This window comes from Pseudomonas sp. FP603 (assembly GCF_030687415.1).
Taxonomy (GTDB): domain Bacteria; phylum Pseudomonadota; class Gammaproteobacteria; order Pseudomonadales; family Pseudomonadaceae; genus Aquipseudomonas; species Aquipseudomonas wuhanensis.
Genome location: NZ_CP117431.1, coordinates 4257687 through 4275695 on the forward strand (window position 1 = coordinate 4257687; position 18009 = coordinate 4275695).

The window sequence follows — 18009 nt, forward strand, 5'->3', positions numbered from 1 at the left end:
GGCTCATGGCCTTGATGCGCAAGAAGTTGCGCAACTATTTCGGTGAAAAGTCCTCTAGCGAAGCTGAACGCCAGGTTTATCAAGCCCTCCAGCCGAGTGCGCAAGAAGTTGCGCAGTGGTGCGCAACTTCTTGCGCACCTTTTCAACTGATCCTTGCCGAAAACTCTTTCGGCGCTGGATAAATCCATTCAACCACCTGATTTATATAGCGTTAATCATTTCTGGCACGAACCTTGATAACAGTCAGGCACCCACCGGGCGATACCGCCTCCCGGGCACCCTAACTTTTAGCAAGGAGCACATCCATGGCTACACCAGCGTACATGTCCGTTACTGGCGAAAAACAAGGCCTGATCACTGCCGGCGCGTTCACCGCCGACTCCGTTGGCAACACCTACCAGGAAGGTCACGAAGACCAGGTCATGGTTCAGGCTTTCAGCCACGACGTGATCATCCCGCGTGACCCACAGTCCGGCCAACCGACCGGTCAGCGTGTACACAAGCCAGTCGTGATCACCAAGGTATACGACAAGTCTTCGCCACTGCTGCAAGCGGCGCTGACCTCCGGCGAGCGCATGAGCGAAATCGTTATCCAGTGGTACCGCACTTCGGCTCAAGGTACCCAAGAGCACTACTACACCACCAAACTGGAAGACGCGATCATCGTCGCCATCAACAACAAAATGCACAACTGCCAGGATCCGTCGAACTCGCACTTCACGCACCTGGAAGAAGTGCAATTCACCTACCGCAAAATCACCTGGACCCACGAAGTATCCGGTACTTCGGGTTCCGATGACTGGCGTGTTCCAGTCGCTTAATCGCGGCTGACGGTTCCAAACATCGGCCAGCTCTGCTGGTCGATGTCATTTGCGCCTTCCAGGAATTTTTGCGTCCGTTGACCCGACTTCCGGGTGTCAACGAACGCCGCAGCACTGCACGAGGAACAAGGGATGTTCGCGCCGGCCAATCAGACTCACTTTGCCCTGACTGTCGAAGGTCTGGAAAACGATCTCCAGGTCCTTGCCCTGCAAGGTCGGGAAGCTATCAGCCAGCCTTTTGTGTTTGAGGTGGAGCTGGTCAGTGAGCAACCGTCCCTGGACCTCGAAACGCTATTGCACAAACCGGCCTTCTTGCAGCTTTCGCCTGACGGTAGCGGCATTCATGGCCAGATCTACCGCGCCGCCCAGGGCGATTCGGGCAAACGCCTGACCCGCTACGCCGTGACCCTGCGCCCGCAGCTGTCCTACCTGGCGCACCGCATCAACCAACGAATCTTCCAGAACCTCACTGTGCCGAAAATCGTCGGCATGGTCCTCGAAGAGCACGGCATCCAGAGCAATGCCTACGAATTCAAAGTCGGGGCGATTTATCCCGAGCGCATTTACTGCGTTCAGTACGATGAATCGGACCTGCAGTTCATCCAGCGCCTGTGCGAGGAAGAAGGAATCCATTACCACTTCCAGCACAGCGCCACGGCCCACAAGCTGGTGTTCGGCGATGACCAGACGGTGTTCCCGAAACTCGCGCCCGTGGCCTATCAGCAAGACTCCGGCATGGTCGCCAACGACCCGGTGATCAAGCGCTTCGACCTGCGCCTGGAAACCCGCACCAGCCGCACCACCCGCCGCGACTACGACTTCGAAAAACCGCGCCTGACCCTGGAAAGCGAAAACCGTGGCGACGCCCTGCCCGACCTCGAAGACTACGACTACCCCGGTCGCTTCATCGACCGCGAACGCGGCAAGCACCTGGCCAAGCGCGCCCTCGAGCGTCACCGCAGCGACTTTCAACTGGCGGAAGGCAAAAGCGATCAGCCGTTGCTGGTCAGCGGCCACTTCCTGGCCCTGACCCAACACCCCAAAGCCAAATGGAACGACCTGTGGCTGCTCACCGAAATCCTCCACGAAGGCAAACAGCCGCAAGTGCTGGAAGAGTCGGTCACCAGCAGCACGACTAACCTCAAGGACGATTTCCACCAGGGCTACCGCAACCGCTTCCAGGCCACCCCTTGGGACGTGCCGAACCGCCCGCCGCTGAACCACCCCAAACCACGGATCCTCGGCAGCCAGAGCGCCGTGGTCACCGGGCCCAAAGGTGAAGAGATCCACTGCGACCAATACGGCCGCGTCAAAGTGCAATTCCACTGGGATCGCGAAGGCCAGGCCGACGACAAGACCAGTTGCTGGCTGCGCGTCTCCTCCGCCTGGGCCGGCGCCCATTACGGCGGCATCGCCATTCCACGGATCGGCATGGAAGTGCTGGTCAGCTTCCTCGAAGGCGACCCCGACCAACCGCTGATCAGCGGCTGCCTGTATCACAAGGAAAACATCGTCCCGTACGCCCTGCCAGCGAATAAGACCCGCAGCACCTTCAAAACCCTGAGCTCTCCGGGCGGCGGCGGTTACAACGAACTGCGCATCGAAGACAAAAAGGGCCAGGAACAGATCTTCCTGCACGCCCAGCGCGACTGGGACGAAAACATCGAGCACGACCAGAAAATCCGCGTCGGCAACGAACGCCACGACACCGTCGAGCAAAACAGCTACAGCGAATTCAAGGCCGAAGAACACCACACTGTCTACGCCGACCGCAAAGTCGAAACCCGCGCCAACGACCACCTCACCGTGGGCGTCAACCAGCACATCAAAGTCGGCACCGGCCAGTTCATCGAAGCCGGCCAGGAAATCCACCTGAGCAGCGGCATGAAAGTCGTGCTCGAAGCCGGCAGCGAACTCACCCTCAAGGGCGGCGGCAGCTTCATCAAGATCGACGCCAGCGGCGTGACGCTGAGCGGACCGGTGATCAACATGAACTCCGGCGGCAGCCCCGGCAGCGGGACGGGGGCTGCGCCGCTGATGCCCGGCGCGCTGAAACAGGCCGATGCGGACAAGGCCGGCGCGGTTCTGAGCCCGGCGCAGATCAATACCCTGAAACGTAACGCGCCATTCTGTGAAGAGTGCGAGAAGTGCAAGGCAGGTGCTTGTGCGATCTGATCCGATGACTCCGCAGGCGTGGCTTGCCGAACGGCCGTTGCAGACGGGTGAGCGTTTGTACTTGATCGTTAGCGCGGCCAGTGATGCCGAAGCGCTCAAGACGCTTTACCAAAATGAACCCACAACCCAGGCAATCCCGATCTGGGGCGGTACACCCTATGCGGCTTGGCAGCCAGTGATGCCCTACCTCACCGAGTTGAAACCCAACTCAAATTTCCTGCCTTGGATTGCTGAAACCGACGCCCTCGATTGGGGATGGCTGGCCGTTTCCAGCAGCGAACCGAACGTGGTGTTCGAACATCTGCGCAGCCTGACTCAAGTGCGCATGCCGAATGGGACCGAAGTGTTTTTCCGGTTCTGGGACGGGCGGCATATCTACCCGATTCTGGAAGGACTCGGCGATGCCGCCGGTGAGGTGCTGCCGGTGTTTGATCGGTATCTGATTAATGGGAAAAGCCTGAAGGTGGGGCCGCGCGCGGTGCCAACGGCGAAGGACTGGCCTTGGTGGGAGGTGCCGCAGAAGCTGCTCGACAGCCTTGCGAAGCAAAACCCGTCGACCCTGATCGGCAACCTGATGCAATGGCTGGAAGAGGAGCGTCCAGACATCTTCGCCGCTTACCCCGAGAGCAATCTGAAGCTGAAAATCGCACGCTTCGTGCGCCGCCCGGATGCTCCGAAAAATCTTAATGAAGCACTGTTAAACCACCTGATTCTGGAGCAAGGCTGATGGATCGCGTTGCCTACGTTGACAACCAACTGAGCACGTTCAAGGACAGCTTGAAGCTGTATCAAGAACAGACCAAAACCTGGTACGCGAAAGCCGCCGATAAAGGCAGTCGAGCAACAGACCTGCCCTCCCTGCTGGGCATGGAGCGCGTCATAAAGGTCGGCAACACCAGCAAATCGGTGAGCATGACCGATGGCGACTTTGCCTCGAACGTTGCCCAGTGCCCACTCAAGGGGCCGCTGCTGATCGAGAGCAAATTCGAATCGGTGTATGACATCCCGCTGGGTGACATCGAAGTCGAAATCGTTGCGGTAGAAGGCGGCGCGGTCAGCAAAGTCAAACTCGACGCCCAAGGCAAAGCCAGCTGGACGGGTGGTATTCCGGGCAAGTTCTACAAAATCCGTATCCATAACGAAGTGACCCCGGCTCAGATCGATACCCTGTTCAAGTCCTATGACGGCCTGACCGGTCAACTGGAAGGTTTCCTGCGTAAGGAATGGGCCGGCTTCAAACCGCAATGGTCGAACATGTCCGCTTCGGGAACCGCCATGGCGGTCGGCAACGGCATCCTCGAAGGCGGTTGGGAAGCGATCAAAGGCGTCTGGGACGGCATCAGCCTGGTGCTCGACATCCTGCAAGACCCGAGCAAGTTTGCGAAAGACCTCGGTGCCGGCACCCAAAAGCTGATAGCACTGGCAAAAGAATCGCCAGACGTCATGAAGAAAGCCATGCTGCTGGCCAGCGACGAGGCCGCCCTGTTCCTGATGGTACGCAGTGCCGTGATCTGGCTGGCCGGCATGCCACCGATGAAGATGGCCGGTGACGCCGCAAAAATGACCACGGCGGCGGTCGTCGGCATCGCGATCGACATCGTGATTTCGATCGTGCTGACCATTGCTGCAGAGGGTACTGGTGTCATCTACCTCGCCGCGCGATTGAAAAAGTACGGCGAAATCATCATCAAGGCCGTGACCGGTTTTGTGGAGTCGGTGTTCAAGATCATCAAAGGCTTCATGGAATACGTCGCGAAGTACACCGCGGTAGCGGCTCGTGGCGTGACGGCTCAGGTGAAGAAAGGGGTGGCGCAGGTTCGCTTTGACGGGAAGAAAAACACAAAACTGGGCAAGGGCAAAACGGGCGACGACGCCTCCAGGCAAGCCAAGACACCTGCTGACCAAAGCGCTGAACCCGCGGCCAAAACCTGCACCGACAAGTGCCCTGTATCGATGGTCACCGGTGAAGAGTTATTGACGCTCAACGATGGCCAACTCGACGGCCTGCTGCCATTTGAGTGGACACGTCTTTACCGAAGCAGCGCAGTGGAAATCGATTGCGGCCTGGGTTATGGCTGGAGCCATGCACTGGCTCATCGAATCGAAATCAATGGCGATGAAGTCATCTGGACTGACCACGAAAATCGGGCGACGCCATTTCCGCTTCCAAGCCAACAGCGTCCGGCGATTACCAACAGCCTGTCACGGGCAGCGATTTTCATCGGTGACGACCCGTCGGAACTTGTCCTGGCTCAAGCCGGGAGTCGACCGTCCTTCTACCACTTCCGTTACAACAGCAAAGGCGCAACCCTGATCGCCATCAGCGACAGCTATGGCAACCGGCTGCACATCACCCGTGACATCCACGGCAGGATCAAACGCCTCGACAATGGCGCCGGTCGTGCCCTGCTCTTGCGATACGACCGCAAGCACATCATCGCCGTCGACTATCAACAGTTTATTCCCGCCGACAATCTGGAAGACGCCTGGAACACTGTCCAGACGCTGGTCACGTACAACTATGACGCGCAGCATCGCCTGATTGAAGCGAAGAACGCTGCCGGTGAAGCCGAACACTATCGCTACAACGATCAGCACGTGATTCTTGAGCGGCAACTGGCGGGTGGCGCGAGTTTCTTTTGGGAGTGGGAGAACGAAGGCAAGTTGTCACGCTGCGTCCATCACTGGGCGAGCTTTTCGCAGATGGAAGCGCATTACGCCTGGGACGATAAAGGCAGCGTCACCGTTACCAACGCCGATGGCAGCGAAGAGGTTTACACCCACGACGATAAAGCGCGGCTTATCAGCAAGATCGATCCGGATGGCGCTGAACACCTGAAGGCCTACAACGATAAAGGCCAGTTGATTGCAGAAAAAGATCCGCTAGGCGCCGTTACCGAGTATCGGTACGACGAAGACGGCTTGATGACGGCCGTCATTCCTCCGGAAGATGAACCCGTTTCGTATGAATACAGCAACGGGTTCGTCAGTGACGTGCACCGAGGCAAAGCCACCTGGAAGTATCAACGAAACAATCAGGGCGACATCACTCAACAGATTGACCCTGATGGTAATGCCACCCTCTACAGCTACGACCGTCAAGGCCGCCTGCTGGAAATCCGTCACCCGGATGGCAGCCGTCATCAACTGGGCTGGAACAACCTCGGCCAACTGCTGGAAGAGCGCCTGCCCGATGGCGGCCAGCGCAAATACCGTTACGACGCCTTGGGCCGGCAGATTACCCGTCAGGAAGAAACCGGCGCCATCACCCACTACCAATGGGACGCCGCCAACCGCCTCGCGCAAATCACCCTGCCCGGCGGTGCAACCCGCGCGTTCACCTACAACGCCTACGGCAAAGTCACCGCTGAACGCGACGAATTGGGTCGCGTCACCCGCTACGAATACGCCGATGGCCTGCACCTGGTCAGCCGTCGCCTCAACCCGGACGGCAGTCAGCTTCGCTACCGTTACGACAACTCGCGCTTGCTGCTCACTGAGATCGAAAACGAACGTGGCGAGCACTACCACCTCGATTACTACCCGAACGGCCTGATCCAGCAGGAAACCGGGTTCGACGGTCGCCGTACCGCTTACGAGTACGACCTCAACGGCCAACTGCTGAAGAAAACCGAATTCGGCGACGACGCCAGTGAGTTGGTCACCGAGTACCAACGCGACGCCGCTGGTCGCTTGCTGGTGAAAACCCTGGCCGATGGCGAGGAAATTCACTACAGCTATGACGCCCTCGGCCGCCTCGTCAACGTCGACGACGGCCATTGGCCTCTCGCCTACGAATACGATCTGCAAGACCGCCTGATCACCGAACACCAAGGCTGGGGCACCCTGCGTTATGAGTACGACAACCTCGGCCAACTGAGCCACTGCCGCCTCCCCGACGGCAGTAAACTCGACTACCGCCACCAATCCGGTGGACGCCTGAGCAGCATCGACCTCAACGGCTCTCGCCTCACCACGCACCAGTTCAACGCGGGCCGCGAACTGCAGCGCCAACAAGGCCTGCTGCTCAGCCAATACCAGTATGACGAACAAGGCCGACTGCAAGCCCACACCGTCAGCCAACAGGAACGCAACCTGTTCCGCCGCCGTTACGCCTACGATGCCAACGGCAACCTTGCCGGCATCGACGACAGCCGCAAAGGCAACCGCAGCTATCACTATGATCCGCTGGACCGTCTGATCAACGTCCGTGGCACCACTCCGGAAAGCTTCGCCCATGACCCGGCGGGCAACCTCCTCGGCCAAGGCGACCAGCCAACCGCAAACCTGGCCAACGTCAAAGGCAACCGCCTGCTCATGCAGGGCGACCGCCACTATGACTACGACGCCCACGGTAACCTGATCCGCGAACGCCGTGGCGCCGGCCAGAAACTCGTCACCGAGTATCGCTACGACTGCCAACATCGCCTGATCGGCGTCAGCCTGCCCGGCGGTAGCATCGCAAGCTACAAGTACGACGCCTTCGGCCGTCGTATCGCCAAAACCGTCGATGGCCACACCATCGAATTCCTGTGGCAAGGCGAACGCCTTATTGCTGAAAGCGCCGACAGCCGCTATCGCACTTACATCTACGAACCCGGCAGCTTCCGCCCGCTGGCCATGCTCGATGGCGAAGGCCCGCTGAAAGCCACACCGTTCTACTACCAACTCGACCACCTCGGCACCCCGCAGGAACTTACCGACTACAGCGGCGAGATCATGTGGTCGGCGAAATACCGCGCCTACGGCAACCTTGCCACCCTCGATATCGCCGAAATCGACAACCCGCTGCGCTTCCAGGGTCAGTACTTCGACGCCGAAACGGGCTTACATTACAACCGGCATCGCTACTACAATCCGGGCACTGGACGGTTTTTGACGCCGGATCCGATCAAGCTTGCGGGTGGGTTGAATAACTACCAGTACGTGCCTAACCCTACGGGGTGGGTGGATCCGTTGGGGTTGAATAACTGCCCTCCAGGGACTACTGACCATAAGGGAGTCCCCATCAGTGACAATGCAAAACACCACCTTGAGAAAGCGGACGGCTATAACACGCAAACAGGTGTTTCAGGCGCTCACAATCGGGACGATTTTATGAAAGCGACCAAGGACAACAAGCTCTATGTCCTCTCAGAGGTCCAAAGCCCAAGCACTCCTGGAGTTTCCACGATCACGTACGGAAGAGATGCACTGGACCGAACAGGGCAAGTGGTAGGGGTAAAGCAATTCAAAAGTCCTAAAACAGTTTACGACCCAAATGTAATTTCTACTGAAAGAATGTACAACGCAGGTAAAGATGCTGCAGCCAGCGGATATGCTGGCGCTAAAGCCAGTGGAAACCGTGTTTATACTGCATCAAGTGATGGGATAACGTTTCGAATCTATCTCGACGAAACACGCACATACGTTACAAACTTTCACCCCAGCATGTAGGCCCAACCATGAGCAATTCTACTTTAACTGCTTCACAACAAAGTATCATTCACAACTGCCTCTTGGATCTACGTGACTCGTTCGCCTGGGAAATAAAAAGCTTTTTACCATTAGCCTTGGACAGTCTTTTAAACTCAGAAGGATTTGGAATTGAAATGTCCGGAATCTATGTAAGCATAGATGAAGACCAGTTAAATATCCCTGACTACCTTCAAGATGGCATGGCATTTGAATTCGTGAACGAGCATGTAATATTACCACTAAACTACGGCGCCAAACTCATCAACGACTGGTGCGAAAAAAACGCAATAGATGACCGAGAAGAAATACTATTAAAGTGCCAAAGACTTAAAGAACAATATGGTGCACAGCAGTAAAAATCAAACAACCTGGACAAACTACAAAGGGGACAGATTTATTTTCTATACTATGAAAACAAATCTGCCCCCTTTTGGCTTACAGGATAAAACATGAACAAACATCGAATCACTCTTTCAAACGGCTGGATCGCCGAATTCGAAAACCAAGGTGAGTTTCGAATGTCCGCCGAAGGCTGGAATCTGATTTTGAAAGGACCGGATAAGAAAAGCATCCAATACTTCAACGACAAGATAGTAGTAGTAAATGACGACAACGGTGCTCAGGCCAAATCGTGTATCCGTCTCTCAAACGATGGTGTTTACGGTTACTTGAGCACTGGACTGGATCATGGTTGGGTGATTGATTTTGCGCGAGGCATGATCGCTCCACATTGGGTAAGTATCTCTCACCGTCATGACGGTTACGATGAAAGCATCTCGATATACGAACAACCCGCCTTCAAACGTGCACGTGAGTATATAAGCGTGACGGGAAAACATATCTATCTGACCTTCCCATTTACCAAAGATGAGGACTTTCCCAAGGTGTGGGAGGAGTATCTGCTGATACGTAGACGTCAGCTGGATGAGACTTACTTCAGAAACTGATTTATGTCACAAAAAGACTTTCATCTAATAGCAAGCCTCAGCGCCCCCCCCAAAAACAGTCGGCGAGTTTTTTATAATACTTCGTGCGGAGTACGCAGCACAAAACACCGGGAGAGTTGTCATAATCCTTGACCAGCTCTTATTCGAAATCAAGGCATACGGCAGCCCCATTAACCTAGAACAATCATGACCGAAATACCCAGCACCGTTACAAATCTTAATTTTGACAAAATTAAATATATACTGGCATCCAGATGAAGTTCAAAGATATTCTCACAAACAAAACTGATTACTTCAGCATCGGGCAGGAAATAACATCGAGAAAGTTCTACCTGTCAATCCCGGTCAGCAACTGCCTCGTCGATTACGAGGAGTACTACGAAATCCCAAAAGCGTGCTTCGACCAATATCTGGAAAAACCAGATAGCGCACTGGAGTTCGTCGAGCAATGTCGAATTCAACAAATGGACCACTTGCTCATGATCAAGCCCGGTAGTGACCGTGGAACCGCCTGTTGAGTTGAAGTTCGTCGCCTGACAAAAGCTTCGGATATTTCCCGCAACTTCTATCGCCATCCATGAACTTGTATACCCCTCCCTCCCCAGATAACCTCCCCCAGTCGCTGCAACCTCAGCGACCGGTTTTGACAGACCGAACACGATCAAGGCATGCAAATGCCGCTTTGCGGCTCCATTGTTTCAGGAGCTTCACGATGAAAAAATTTCCACCCGATTCCCTTGACCCCCTCCAACTCAGCCAAGCAACCCAACGCACCATCAGCGCCCGCCTCCGCGACCCAAAACATCCCGACCCCATCAGCCACGTTTTCACCCTCCTCCCCAACATCGACACCGAAACCCTGCTAAGCCACGCCTGCGAAACCCTCGCTTCGCTCAACGTGCTGACCACTGATCTTGCGTGCGAGCTCGAAGGCTCGCACCGCAGTCTGGCGTTATCAATTCAGCAATTGGCCGTGCTGGGTGAATTGTTGGTAAACCGGGCGCTGGACAATCTCGATCCACCCGGTGGGGTGTCCGACGCTCAGGAGGTGCAGCCATGACTCGATACATGCCGATTACCGGCATCGACTGCACGATCCCTTCGCTGCTGATCGACACCGAAGCGCCTGTCGATGTGTTGCACGAGACGGCGGCGTATCGCATTCGCAGCGTCACTCAACTGTTGGAAACCCTGTCCCTGGGTGAGGCGCTTGGTGGTGATGCTGCGCTGTTGCAAGAGTTTGCGAGGGTGTTAGCAATCCAATTGCGTGATGGTTGCGATTTGCTGGATGTGGTCGGGCGGCGGTTGCGAGCGCAACTTTAAATCATTAATAAAAATGGGCGACCCAAGGTAGGGTCGCCCATTTTTATATCCGCAACTTTTAAACACCGCCTCCCAGACTTATGCACGCAGCACTTCGCAAGAGCTTGTTAAAAACTGTCTTTAAACTTCTGATTATTCCAAAAAATTTACTCAACATCGTGAGCACAAAAAACCAAAAAACCGTCTCTTCGGTCAAGTAACTTCTCACCGCCTCACCTGAAAACCGCGAAAAACAAAACCATGGTTTTCACCCAACCTTCAAACTATACTTCCGCGCGCAGTATGGAGGCTGTGATAAATGTTCAAACTCAGGCGGAAAACATGGGCCTTGCTCTTGGTCTACATCGTAGGTGTCAGTGGCTATATCTACTACCTCTACGTCGAGACTCAAGGAGTCCTCACTGAAAACATCAATAACAAATTGCTGCATGCTGCGTTGGGTGCTTCGGCCATCCTTGGCGACCGCTACCATGACAATCTGATCGACAAACAGTCCAAATCCGAAACGGAAGACTGGAATGCCATTCAGCGACTCTCCAGCTTCAACAATTCCATGGGTACTGCCTTTGTCTACAGCGTGGTCAAACGCTCGGGCGAGGCTTATCTGGTCAGCTCCAGCGCATCGAAAAAAGAGATTCTGGAGAAGAATTTCGTACGCTTTTTCGATCCCTACCCGGATGCCAGTCAGGCTTTGCTCGACAGTTTTGAGCGCACCGAACCCACCTGGATCGACTACTCGGATCACTGGGGAGACTTTCGCGCCGTCTTCGTCCCAATGAAATCGCAGGACGGTACGATTTATGTTACTGGCGCGGAGATTACGTTGGCGGACTACTACCACCAACTTAATCAGGACTCCCTGCACCATATCATCCTGGCCATTCTGGTATTTCTCGCCCTCAGCCTTTTACGCATGCGTGCTCATCTCCAGCAATTGAAAATAAACGAACAGGTATTGAATCAGGCAAAAAATGCCGCCGAGGACGCTGATCGTTCAAAAACCAGATTTTTGGCCACCATGAGTCATGAGATCCGCACACCGATGTACGGTGTCATCGGCGCGACCGAGTTGCTGGCGCGGTCCACCCTGAGCCCCGAGCAAAGCAGTCTGTTAAAAACGATTAATACCAGCGGACGAACCCTGCTGTCTCTTATCGACAACATTCTCGACCTTGCAAAAATCGAAGCGGGCAAACTTGAATTGAAACCTCGTGTTTTCGAAGTGAGAGCATTGGTTTTATCCAGTATTGAAATGATCCGGCAAAACATTCAGGACAAGCCAATAGCACTTGAGGCCCACGTCTCACCGGACGTACCTTCCTTGGTCAAAACCGATACCGATAGCCTTCGCCAGATCTTGCTCAACTTGTTGGGCAATGCGGTCAAATTCACCGAAGCCGGAAAAGTATCGCTCATGGTCACGACGAGCGGTTACGGCCCTCAAGCCCGACTCGACTTCTCCATACGCGATACCGGCATAGGTATCCCCGCTGAACGGCAAAACAGCCTGTTCAAGCCCTTTACTCAGTTCAAAGGGCCGGCCAGTCAACGCTTTACCGGGAGTGGGCTCGGCCTTTCAATCTGCAAAAATCTGGTCGAGGCGCAGCAGGGGACTTTATCCTTTACCAGTCAGCCTGGCGTCGGATCGACGTTCTCCTTCTCCCTCCCCATGGAGCTTTTTTCAGTCTCGGAAATACCCATCGGGGACGATCATGCAGTGGTGGGTTTCGACTCATCTTTTGCCGAGGATTTCCCGCTCGATATCCTGCTGGTGGAAAACCATCCCGTGAGTCAGAAAGTTGCCATGGCGATGCTACAGGAGTTGGGTTATACACCCGACCTTGCGTCAAACGGCCTGGAGGCGGTCAATCAGTCTATGACTTCGACTCCAGATATCATTTTTATGGATATCAACATGCCTGTTATGGATGGGCTAGCGGCCATTCGTAAAATCCGCAAACTACCATTGGGCGATACTTGCTACATCGTTGCTTTCACCGCGAGCGCTTTTTCGAGCGAGATAGAGCGTTTCAGGGCCGCGGGGGCCAATGACGTTTTAACCAAACCGGCGAACTTTATGGCCTTGACCCGAGTGCTTCAGCGTGCAGCCAACTACCGGCAGCAGCTCAAGGCCAGCACTCCGGTATTGGATGCAATCTAAAGTTTTCAACGGTTGGAAACGCTTTCGCTGGGCGAGGCGCTTGGCGATGACGCTGCGTTGTTTTGCGCGGGCGGCAGTTGCGGGCGCAGCTTTAAATCACCCAATAAAAATGGGCGACTCCAAGGTCGCCCATTTTTTATATCCAAAACTTTTAAACACCGCCTCCCAAAGAAGGTGTTCGCCCAGTGTAATGGCCTGGCAATCCATGCACCGGTAAAGAGCCCTGACACCGGGCGAACGGGAAGGATTTTAATAGAATTTGGCAGATATGTCGTCACGTATAAACATGAAATTTTATACACGTAATATTTCGTAAGGCGTTGCTCACACAACGCTTACAACCTTCTTAAACCCACCAGTTCGACCATTAAAATTGATTGTTCTTGTACAACTATCTGCACAAAAACAATCAATACGTACAAATAATGATCAGCTTGGGTGTTGAGTGGTCACTTTCAGCACGTCGGTATAGGTCACCACAACGCTCTGCCCTACTTTCAGATCTTTCAGTTTCGCCTGGACTTCAGGCTTTTCGACGTTGATGGTTTTGGATTGGCCAGCCGGGTTTTCGAAGGTCAGCTGGTTTTTCTTCAGGTCGATGTGGGTGATTTTCAGTTGGACCTGTACCTGACGGAAGGCTTCGCCGCCGGGGTTGGGGTTGTCTTTGGTGGCGCGGATTTCGCCGGTGCGTTCGATGGAACCTGGCAGGCCTTTGTCGACATCGGTGTCGAGGTAGGCCGCGACGGAACGGACGACCTCGACGTTGACTTGATCGCCCACTTTCAGGTTGCCGAGGTTTTTCGCCTTGTCGCTGAGTTGTACATGTACCTGACGGCCTTCGGCGCCTTCAAGGACGACCTGGTGTTTGGCGGCGTCGACCGACAGGACTTTGGTGACGACCTGATCGGCTTCCACGACGGCGGACAGCGGGATGTCCGCGGCAATGGCGCTGAGGCTGGCGGTGGACAGGAGAGTGGCGAGGGTGATGGCTTTGGTCAGTGCGTTGATCTTCATAAGCGGTACGTTCCCTGTGATTGGATGGCAGCAGACGGCTCTCAATCCAGGTTCGGCGCCGTCCGTGCCGATGAGCATAGACGCTACTCAGGGAGTGTCCGCGGTTTCTTGCGCGGTGGATTCGCCGCTTTCCGTGCCCTTGCCGCTTTCCTTGCGCCGGGTCGGGTCGGTGGGGCGCAGGGCGTCGTTGTCGCGCTCGACTTCGCCCGGTGGCCGCGGTTCGTCGGGGTTTTCCGAGGGGGTGGTCGGTTTGGGACTCATGGAATGTTCCTCAGGCTTCGGGATCGTCGACTTCGTGGGCGACATTCACGGCGGGCGAGTCTTTGTGGGATTGATCGGCCTTGGCTTTGAGGGTCTGCCATTGCTCGAGGTCAATGGCGCCCTGCCCCAGCAGATCGTCGGCGATGCGCAGCAGTTCGCTGTAATGCGCGTCGGGGGATTGCTGCCAATAGGCCTTGTCGTCGAACAGCCGCTGCCAAGTGGCCAGGTCGGGCGGTTTGAGGTCGTCGCTCATGGCGGGCTCCCGTGAATGGGCTTCATTACGTAGGAAAACGGCGTGGCGCCGAGAGTTCCGGGTCAATAGCCGGTCATCTCCAGATACCCCTGCCCGCCATGACTGCCGCTAAGCCGCACCGGCCCTTCCCAATAGGGAATGCGCAAGTCCATCCACGCCTTGGGATTGAGGGCGCTGATGGTGATTTCGAGGTGTTTGGCGGGGATTTTGATCGACCAGCTCACGGGCATCGAACGTCCGGCCACGTTGGCGGTGTCTTGTGGTGTGAGGCTGATGTCGTCGGCATGCAGTAATTGCGTCTGCCCTTGGGCATCGATCCAGGTGCCGGTGAGGTATGGCGCGCCGTCCTTTTGCCGCATGCGGTAGAGCATGACGTGTTCGCCGCTGTCCAGGTGCAGGGAGAACCAGTCCCAGCCGGTCTGGTTGGCGGTCAGGGGTTGGCTGCTCCACTCGCGGTCGAGCCAGGCCGGGCCGCTGACGGTGTAGGTTTTGCCATCGATTTCCAACGTGCCGCTGGCCTGGAAAAACGGCTGGCTGTAGTAGTACGACGCTTGGCCTTGTTCGGATTTCTGGCTGAAGCCTTTGTCGCCCTGAAGCACCAGTGGACGTGTGGAGGTCAGTCGAAGCTGGTAGCTGAAAGCCTTGTCGCGAGCGCTGAGTTGCAGGTCCGCCAGCGGGTTCTCAGCGGTGGCCTGACTGCTGAAACGCCAATCGTCGATCCATGCGTTGAACGGCGCCAGGCTCACTCCGGCCTGGCCAACGCCGCCACGGGCGTAGCGTTCGGCGGCATGGTGCACCGTAGCGGAAGTCACGGCCGCATGGCCCAGCCAGATGGTCTGATTGGCCCAGCCGGGTTGCTCGGGCGTCGCTTTCAACGCACTGCGAAACAGCGTCCATTGCGCGCCGAACTCACGGCCCTGATCGTCCTTGAGGTTGGCGGTGACGTACCACCATTCGATGCGAAAACCATGGTGGGGGCCGTGGTCCGCCGGAAAATTGAAGACTCGCCCGGGCACCACCGGGGTAAATGCCTGCGCCTGATGGCCGAGGCCGGCGAAGCCTTTTTCTGGCGCGGGGGTGTTGTCACAGCCGCTCAGCAATGCCAGTAATAACACCACCCCGACCTTAATCTTCATGAGCAAACGTCCTCAGCAAATCGGCCGGTTGCGTGCGATACAACGAGTACAGCGGCCACGCCGAGGCAAGCAACGTGGCGATCAATGCCAGGCCCATCAACTGCAACAGTTGCAACGGAAACACCCGCAACGGCAACCGCCAGCCGAAGGCCTGAACGTTGATCACCGTGTCCAGGCACCACGCCAATGCGATGCCCAAAGGCAATGCCAGCACCAGCGTCAATACTGCCAGCAACCAGGTCTGCCCGAGGTTCAGCAGCATCAACTGCCGTCGCGTCACGCCCAGTGCCCACAGTGGCGCGAGTTGCCCGAGGCGGCTCTGGCTTTGGGTCAGCAGGCTGATGAACAGCGCCACGCCCGCGACGCAAAGCGTCAGGCTGTTGAGCGCGGCGGTGGCGGCGAAGGTGCGTTCGAATACTTGCGTGGACCAGCCCTTGAGCCGGGCCTGATCGAAGATGCGGCTGTCCTCCAGAGCGAAGCGGGCTTGCAGCGTGGTCAGGAACCCAGGAATCGATGCCGGGTCGATGCGCAGGTTGAAACGGTTGGGCGTCAACTGCGGCCAGCCGCGCAACAGGTGATTGATGTTGACCAGCAGGTGGCCCTTGGGATTGCCGTAGTCGGCGTAGATCCCGACGATCCGTGGCGACCATAGGCCATTCGGCGTCGGGATCGTCAGGTGATCACCGAGCCGTACCTTCAACCGCCGGGCCAGTTGCTCGCTGAGCATCAGCGCGTCGTCCTTGGCCAGTCGCTCCCAAGGGTTGTCGCCCAAGGCTTCCAACAATGGCCAATGCTGACGATAAGTCGGGTGATCGATCACGCCAAAGACCTCCGCCGGCCAGCCCTGCAACTGGATCGACACTTGCCAGTTCGGGAGCACCGCGGTGACTTGAGGTTGTTGTTTGAGCCAGGTGTGCAGCTCTCGAGCCTGGGCGGGATTTTGCGGATTGAGGTACAGCTCGGCGGTCAGGCGTTGTTCGAGCCAGTTGCTGAACGTCTGACGGAAACCGGCGGTCATGCTGCCGGCGCCGATGTTTGCCGCCAGTGCCAACAACAGCGCCATCAACGCCAGGCTCAGGGCCGGCAGTTGCTGGCGGCAGTCGGCGAGAAACCATTGGCCGAGCACCGAGCGACTGCGCCCAAGCACCCAGTTGAGCACGCTGTTCAACACCACCGGCAAGGCCAGTGCGGCGCCGATCAACAATGCGCCCATCAACACGAAGCCGCTGCTCAGGCTGTCGCCGAAGCTCAACGCCAATAACGCGATCATCGCCGCCATCGCCGCGACCCAACCCTGGCGCCGCAACCAGCGCGCGTGGGCCTGATGCCAGGCTTGCGGATTGGCCAGCGCCAGCAACGGCAACCGCGCCGCCCGCAGCAAACTGTTGGCGCCGGCCAGCAAGGCGCCGAACAGGCTCAGGCCGATACCGCTGAACCACCACAGCGGGCTGAGGTTCAACTGCCCCGGTACTTCGGCGCCGTACAAGCCGCGCAAACTGGCGGCGACGTCCGGCAACAGCACGCCGGCCAGCAGGTAGCCGCTGACGACGCCGGCGATACCCCCAATCAGCGCCAGACCACCCAGTTCGACGGCAAGGCAGGCAATTAACAGGCGGGCGCTGACCCCACAGGCGCGCAGAGTTCTGAGCAAGCCTCGGCGTTGCTCCAGCGCCAGGCCGATCGCCGCGTGAACGATGAACAGGCCGACCACGAACGACAGAAAGCCCAAGGCATCGAGGTTCAGGTGGAAGCTCTCGGTCAGGCGCGCGAGATTGTTTTCTTCGCCGCTGCTTTTGAACTGGAGTTGGCCCTTGAACTCATCAGGCAGGGTCGCGGTGAAATCCTTGGGCAGCAGCAGCCGTGACAATTGATCCGGCAATTGCAGAATCTGTTGGGCGAAGCCGATGTCCACCAGCAACACACCGGGCGCCATGTCGGTCTGGGCTCGCAGCGGCGGCAAAGTGATGCCGCTCTGGGCCACCGGGGTTTCACCTTCGTGCAAGCCCAATGCCTGCAACGTCTGCGGCGAAATCCAGGTGCTGCCCGGGGGGGTGAAAAACTCGACGATCTGCTCGATCGGCAACGACCGCCCGGCCACTGCAGAACCGGCCGGCAACGACACTGGCTCAATGCCCATTAACTGCAAGCGCTGGTCTTCATGCCCCTTGAGCGTTACCCGGCCGCGCAACACCGGCGATACCGGCCAGCCTGCGCGACGCAGGTCGATAAACAATTGCTGAGAGAACACCCCGCCGCCGGGCGCACTGAGACTGGCTTGAGGTTCGCCGCCGATCAACTGACTGGCCCGGGCGTAACTTTCGCGCGCCTGGCTGTTCAGCGCTTGCACGCCGGTCAGCAGGCTGGTGGCGAGCCAGAGCCCGGTCAGCACACTGAAAAATTGCACCGGGTGCTGCCGCCAATGGCTGAGCAGCGCTCGCAGCGTCTCGCGAAAAACCCGCAC

16 protein-coding genes are annotated in these 18009 nt (G+C 56.9%); 11 read left to right on the forward strand and 5 right to left on the reverse strand.

Annotated features, from left to right (window positions below; translation table 11 throughout):
- Positions 1–5: 5 nt before the first annotated feature.
- The 11 genes from PSH65_RS19515 to PSH65_RS19565 all read left to right on the forward strand — a co-directional run bounded on the left by PSH65_RS19515 (position 6) and on the right by PSH65_RS19565 (position 12884).
- On the forward strand, positions 6–182 hold the full coding sequence (locus tag PSH65_RS19515; RefSeq protein WP_305421872.1) for a hypothetical protein: 177 nt from the start codon (positions 6–8) through the stop codon (positions 180–182).
- 123 nt (positions 183–305) lie between these two features.
- Positions 306–821 carry an Hcp family type VI secretion system effector gene (locus tag PSH65_RS19520; protein WP_007900657.1) on the forward strand — a complete coding sequence of 172 codons (516 nt, stop codon included), beginning with the start codon at positions 306–308 and terminating at the stop codon, positions 819–821.
- Between the two features lie 132 nt (positions 822–953).
- On the forward strand, positions 954–2996 hold the full coding sequence (tssI, locus tag PSH65_RS19525; RefSeq protein WP_305421874.1) for a type VI secretion system tip protein TssI/VgrG: 2043 nt from the start codon (positions 954–956) through the stop codon (positions 2994–2996).
- A 4-nt stretch (positions 2997–3000) separates the two neighbouring features.
- A complete protein-coding gene (locus tag PSH65_RS19530) occupies positions 3001–3723 on the forward strand; it encodes a DUF4123 domain-containing protein (RefSeq protein WP_370694656.1) in 723 nt (240 codons plus the stop codon).
- Positions 3723–8432 carry an RHS repeat-associated core domain-containing protein gene (locus PSH65_RS19535; RefSeq protein WP_305421875.1) on the forward strand — a complete coding sequence of 1570 codons (4710 nt, stop codon included), beginning with the start codon at positions 3723–3725 and terminating at the stop codon, positions 8430–8432. Before PSH65_RS19530 ends, PSH65_RS19535 begins: the two co-directional genes overlap by 1 nt.
- Positions 8433–8440: 8 nt before the next feature.
- Complete coding sequence (locus PSH65_RS19540; protein WP_305421877.1) at positions 8441–8809, forward strand: hypothetical protein; 369 nt, start codon at positions 8441–8443, stop codon at positions 8807–8809.
- A gap of 93 nt (positions 8810–8902) precedes the next feature.
- Positions 8903–9400, forward strand: a complete 498-nt coding sequence (locus tag PSH65_RS19545) for a hypothetical protein (protein WP_305421879.1) — start codon at positions 8903–8905, stop codon at positions 9398–9400.
- 254 nt (positions 9401–9654) lie between these two features.
- Positions 9655–9918, forward strand: a complete 264-nt coding sequence (locus tag PSH65_RS19550) for a hypothetical protein (protein WP_305421881.1) — start codon at positions 9655–9657, stop codon at positions 9916–9918.
- Positions 9919–10112: 194 nt separating this feature from the next.
- A complete protein-coding gene (locus PSH65_RS19555; protein WP_305421883.1) occupies positions 10113–10460 on the forward strand; it encodes a DUF6124 family protein in 348 nt (115 codons plus the stop codon).
- Positions 10457–10723 carry a hypothetical protein gene (locus PSH65_RS19560; protein WP_305421884.1) on the forward strand — a complete coding sequence of 89 codons (267 nt, stop codon included), beginning with the start codon at positions 10457–10459 and terminating at the stop codon, positions 10721–10723. Before PSH65_RS19555 ends, PSH65_RS19560 begins: the two co-directional genes overlap by 4 nt.
- 298 nt (positions 10724–11021) lie before the next feature.
- Positions 11022–12884 (forward strand): ATP-binding protein, encoded by a 1863-nt coding sequence (locus PSH65_RS19565; RefSeq protein WP_305421885.1) that lies wholly within the window; start codon positions 11022–11024, stop codon positions 12882–12884.
- Positions 12885–13313: 429 nt separating this feature from the next.
- On the opposite strand, the gene PSH65_RS19570 is transcribed toward PSH65_RS19565, so the two are convergent.
- From PSH65_RS19570 to PSH65_RS19590, 5 genes are all read right to left on the reverse strand, one after another.
- Positions 13314–13898: a hypothetical protein gene (locus tag PSH65_RS19570; protein ID WP_305421887.1), complete on the reverse strand. Its 585-nt coding sequence runs from the start codon at positions 13896–13898 to the stop codon at positions 13314–13316.
- 87 nt (positions 13899–13985) lie between these two features.
- Positions 13986–14159 (reverse strand): hypothetical protein, encoded by a 174-nt coding sequence (locus tag PSH65_RS19575; protein ID WP_305421888.1) that lies wholly within the window; start codon positions 14157–14159, stop codon positions 13986–13988.
- Positions 14160–14169: 10 nt separating this feature from the next.
- Complete coding sequence (locus tag PSH65_RS19580) at positions 14170–14412, reverse strand: hypothetical protein (protein ID WP_305421889.1); 243 nt, start codon at positions 14410–14412, stop codon at positions 14170–14172.
- A gap of 62 nt (positions 14413–14474) precedes the next feature.
- Positions 14475–15548, reverse strand: coding sequence for a lipocalin-like domain-containing protein (locus PSH65_RS19585; protein ID WP_305421891.1), 1074 nt, complete (start codon positions 15546–15548; stop codon positions 14475–14477).
- On the reverse strand, positions 15538–18009 hold the full coding sequence (locus PSH65_RS19590; protein ID WP_305427022.1) for an ABC transporter permease: 2472 nt from the start codon (positions 18007–18009) through the stop codon (positions 15538–15540). Before PSH65_RS19590 ends, PSH65_RS19585 begins: the two co-directional genes overlap by 11 nt.

Bases quoted from the DNA above. Each gene is read 5' to 3' on its own strand.
- PSH65_RS19580 (WP_305421889.1), bottom strand. From the start codon at position 14,412: ATGAGCGACGACCTCAAACCGCCCGACCTGGCCACTTGGCAGCGGCTG.
- tssI (WP_305421874.1), top strand. From the start codon at position 954: ATGTTCGCGCCGGCCAATCAGACTCACTTTGCCCTGACTGTCGAAGGT.
- PSH65_RS19540 (WP_305421877.1), top strand. From the start codon at position 8,441: ATGAGCAATTCTACTTTAACTGCTTCACAACAAAGTATCATTCACAAC.
- PSH65_RS19570 (WP_305421887.1), bottom strand. From the start codon at position 13,898: ATGAAGATCAACGCACTGACCAAAGCCATCACCCTCGCCACTCTCCTG.
- PSH65_RS19585 (WP_305421891.1), bottom strand. From the start codon at position 15,548: ATGAAGATTAAGGTCGGGGTGGTGTTATTACTGGCATTGCTGAGCGGC.
- PSH65_RS19575 (WP_305421888.1), bottom strand. From the start codon at position 14,159: ATGAGTCCCAAACCGACCACCCCCTCGGAAAACCCCGACGAACCGCGG.
- PSH65_RS19535 (WP_305421875.1), top strand. From the start codon at position 3,723: ATGGATCGCGTTGCCTACGTTGACAACCAACTGAGCACGTTCAAGGAC.
- PSH65_RS19555 (WP_305421883.1), top strand. From the start codon at position 10,113: ATGAAAAAATTTCCACCCGATTCCCTTGACCCCCTCCAACTCAGCCAA.
- PSH65_RS19530 (WP_370694656.1), top strand. From the start codon at position 3,001: ATGACTCCGCAGGCGTGGCTTGCCGAACGGCCGTTGCAGACGGGTGAG.
- PSH65_RS19515 (WP_305421872.1), top strand. From the start codon at position 6: ATGGCCTTGATGCGCAAGAAGTTGCGCAACTATTTCGGTGAAAAGTCC.
- PSH65_RS19560 (WP_305421884.1), top strand. From the start codon at position 10,457: ATGACTCGATACATGCCGATTACCGGCATCGACTGCACGATCCCTTCG.
- PSH65_RS19565 (WP_305421885.1), top strand. From the start codon at position 11,022: ATGTTCAAACTCAGGCGGAAAACATGGGCCTTGCTCTTGGTCTACATC.
- PSH65_RS19550 (WP_305421881.1), top strand. From the start codon at position 9,655: ATGAAGTTCAAAGATATTCTCACAAACAAAACTGATTACTTCAGCATC.
- PSH65_RS19545 (WP_305421879.1), top strand. From the start codon at position 8,903: ATGAACAAACATCGAATCACTCTTTCAAACGGCTGGATCGCCGAATTC.
- PSH65_RS19520 (WP_007900657.1), top strand. From the start codon at position 306: ATGGCTACACCAGCGTACATGTCCGTTACTGGCGAAAAACAAGGCCTG.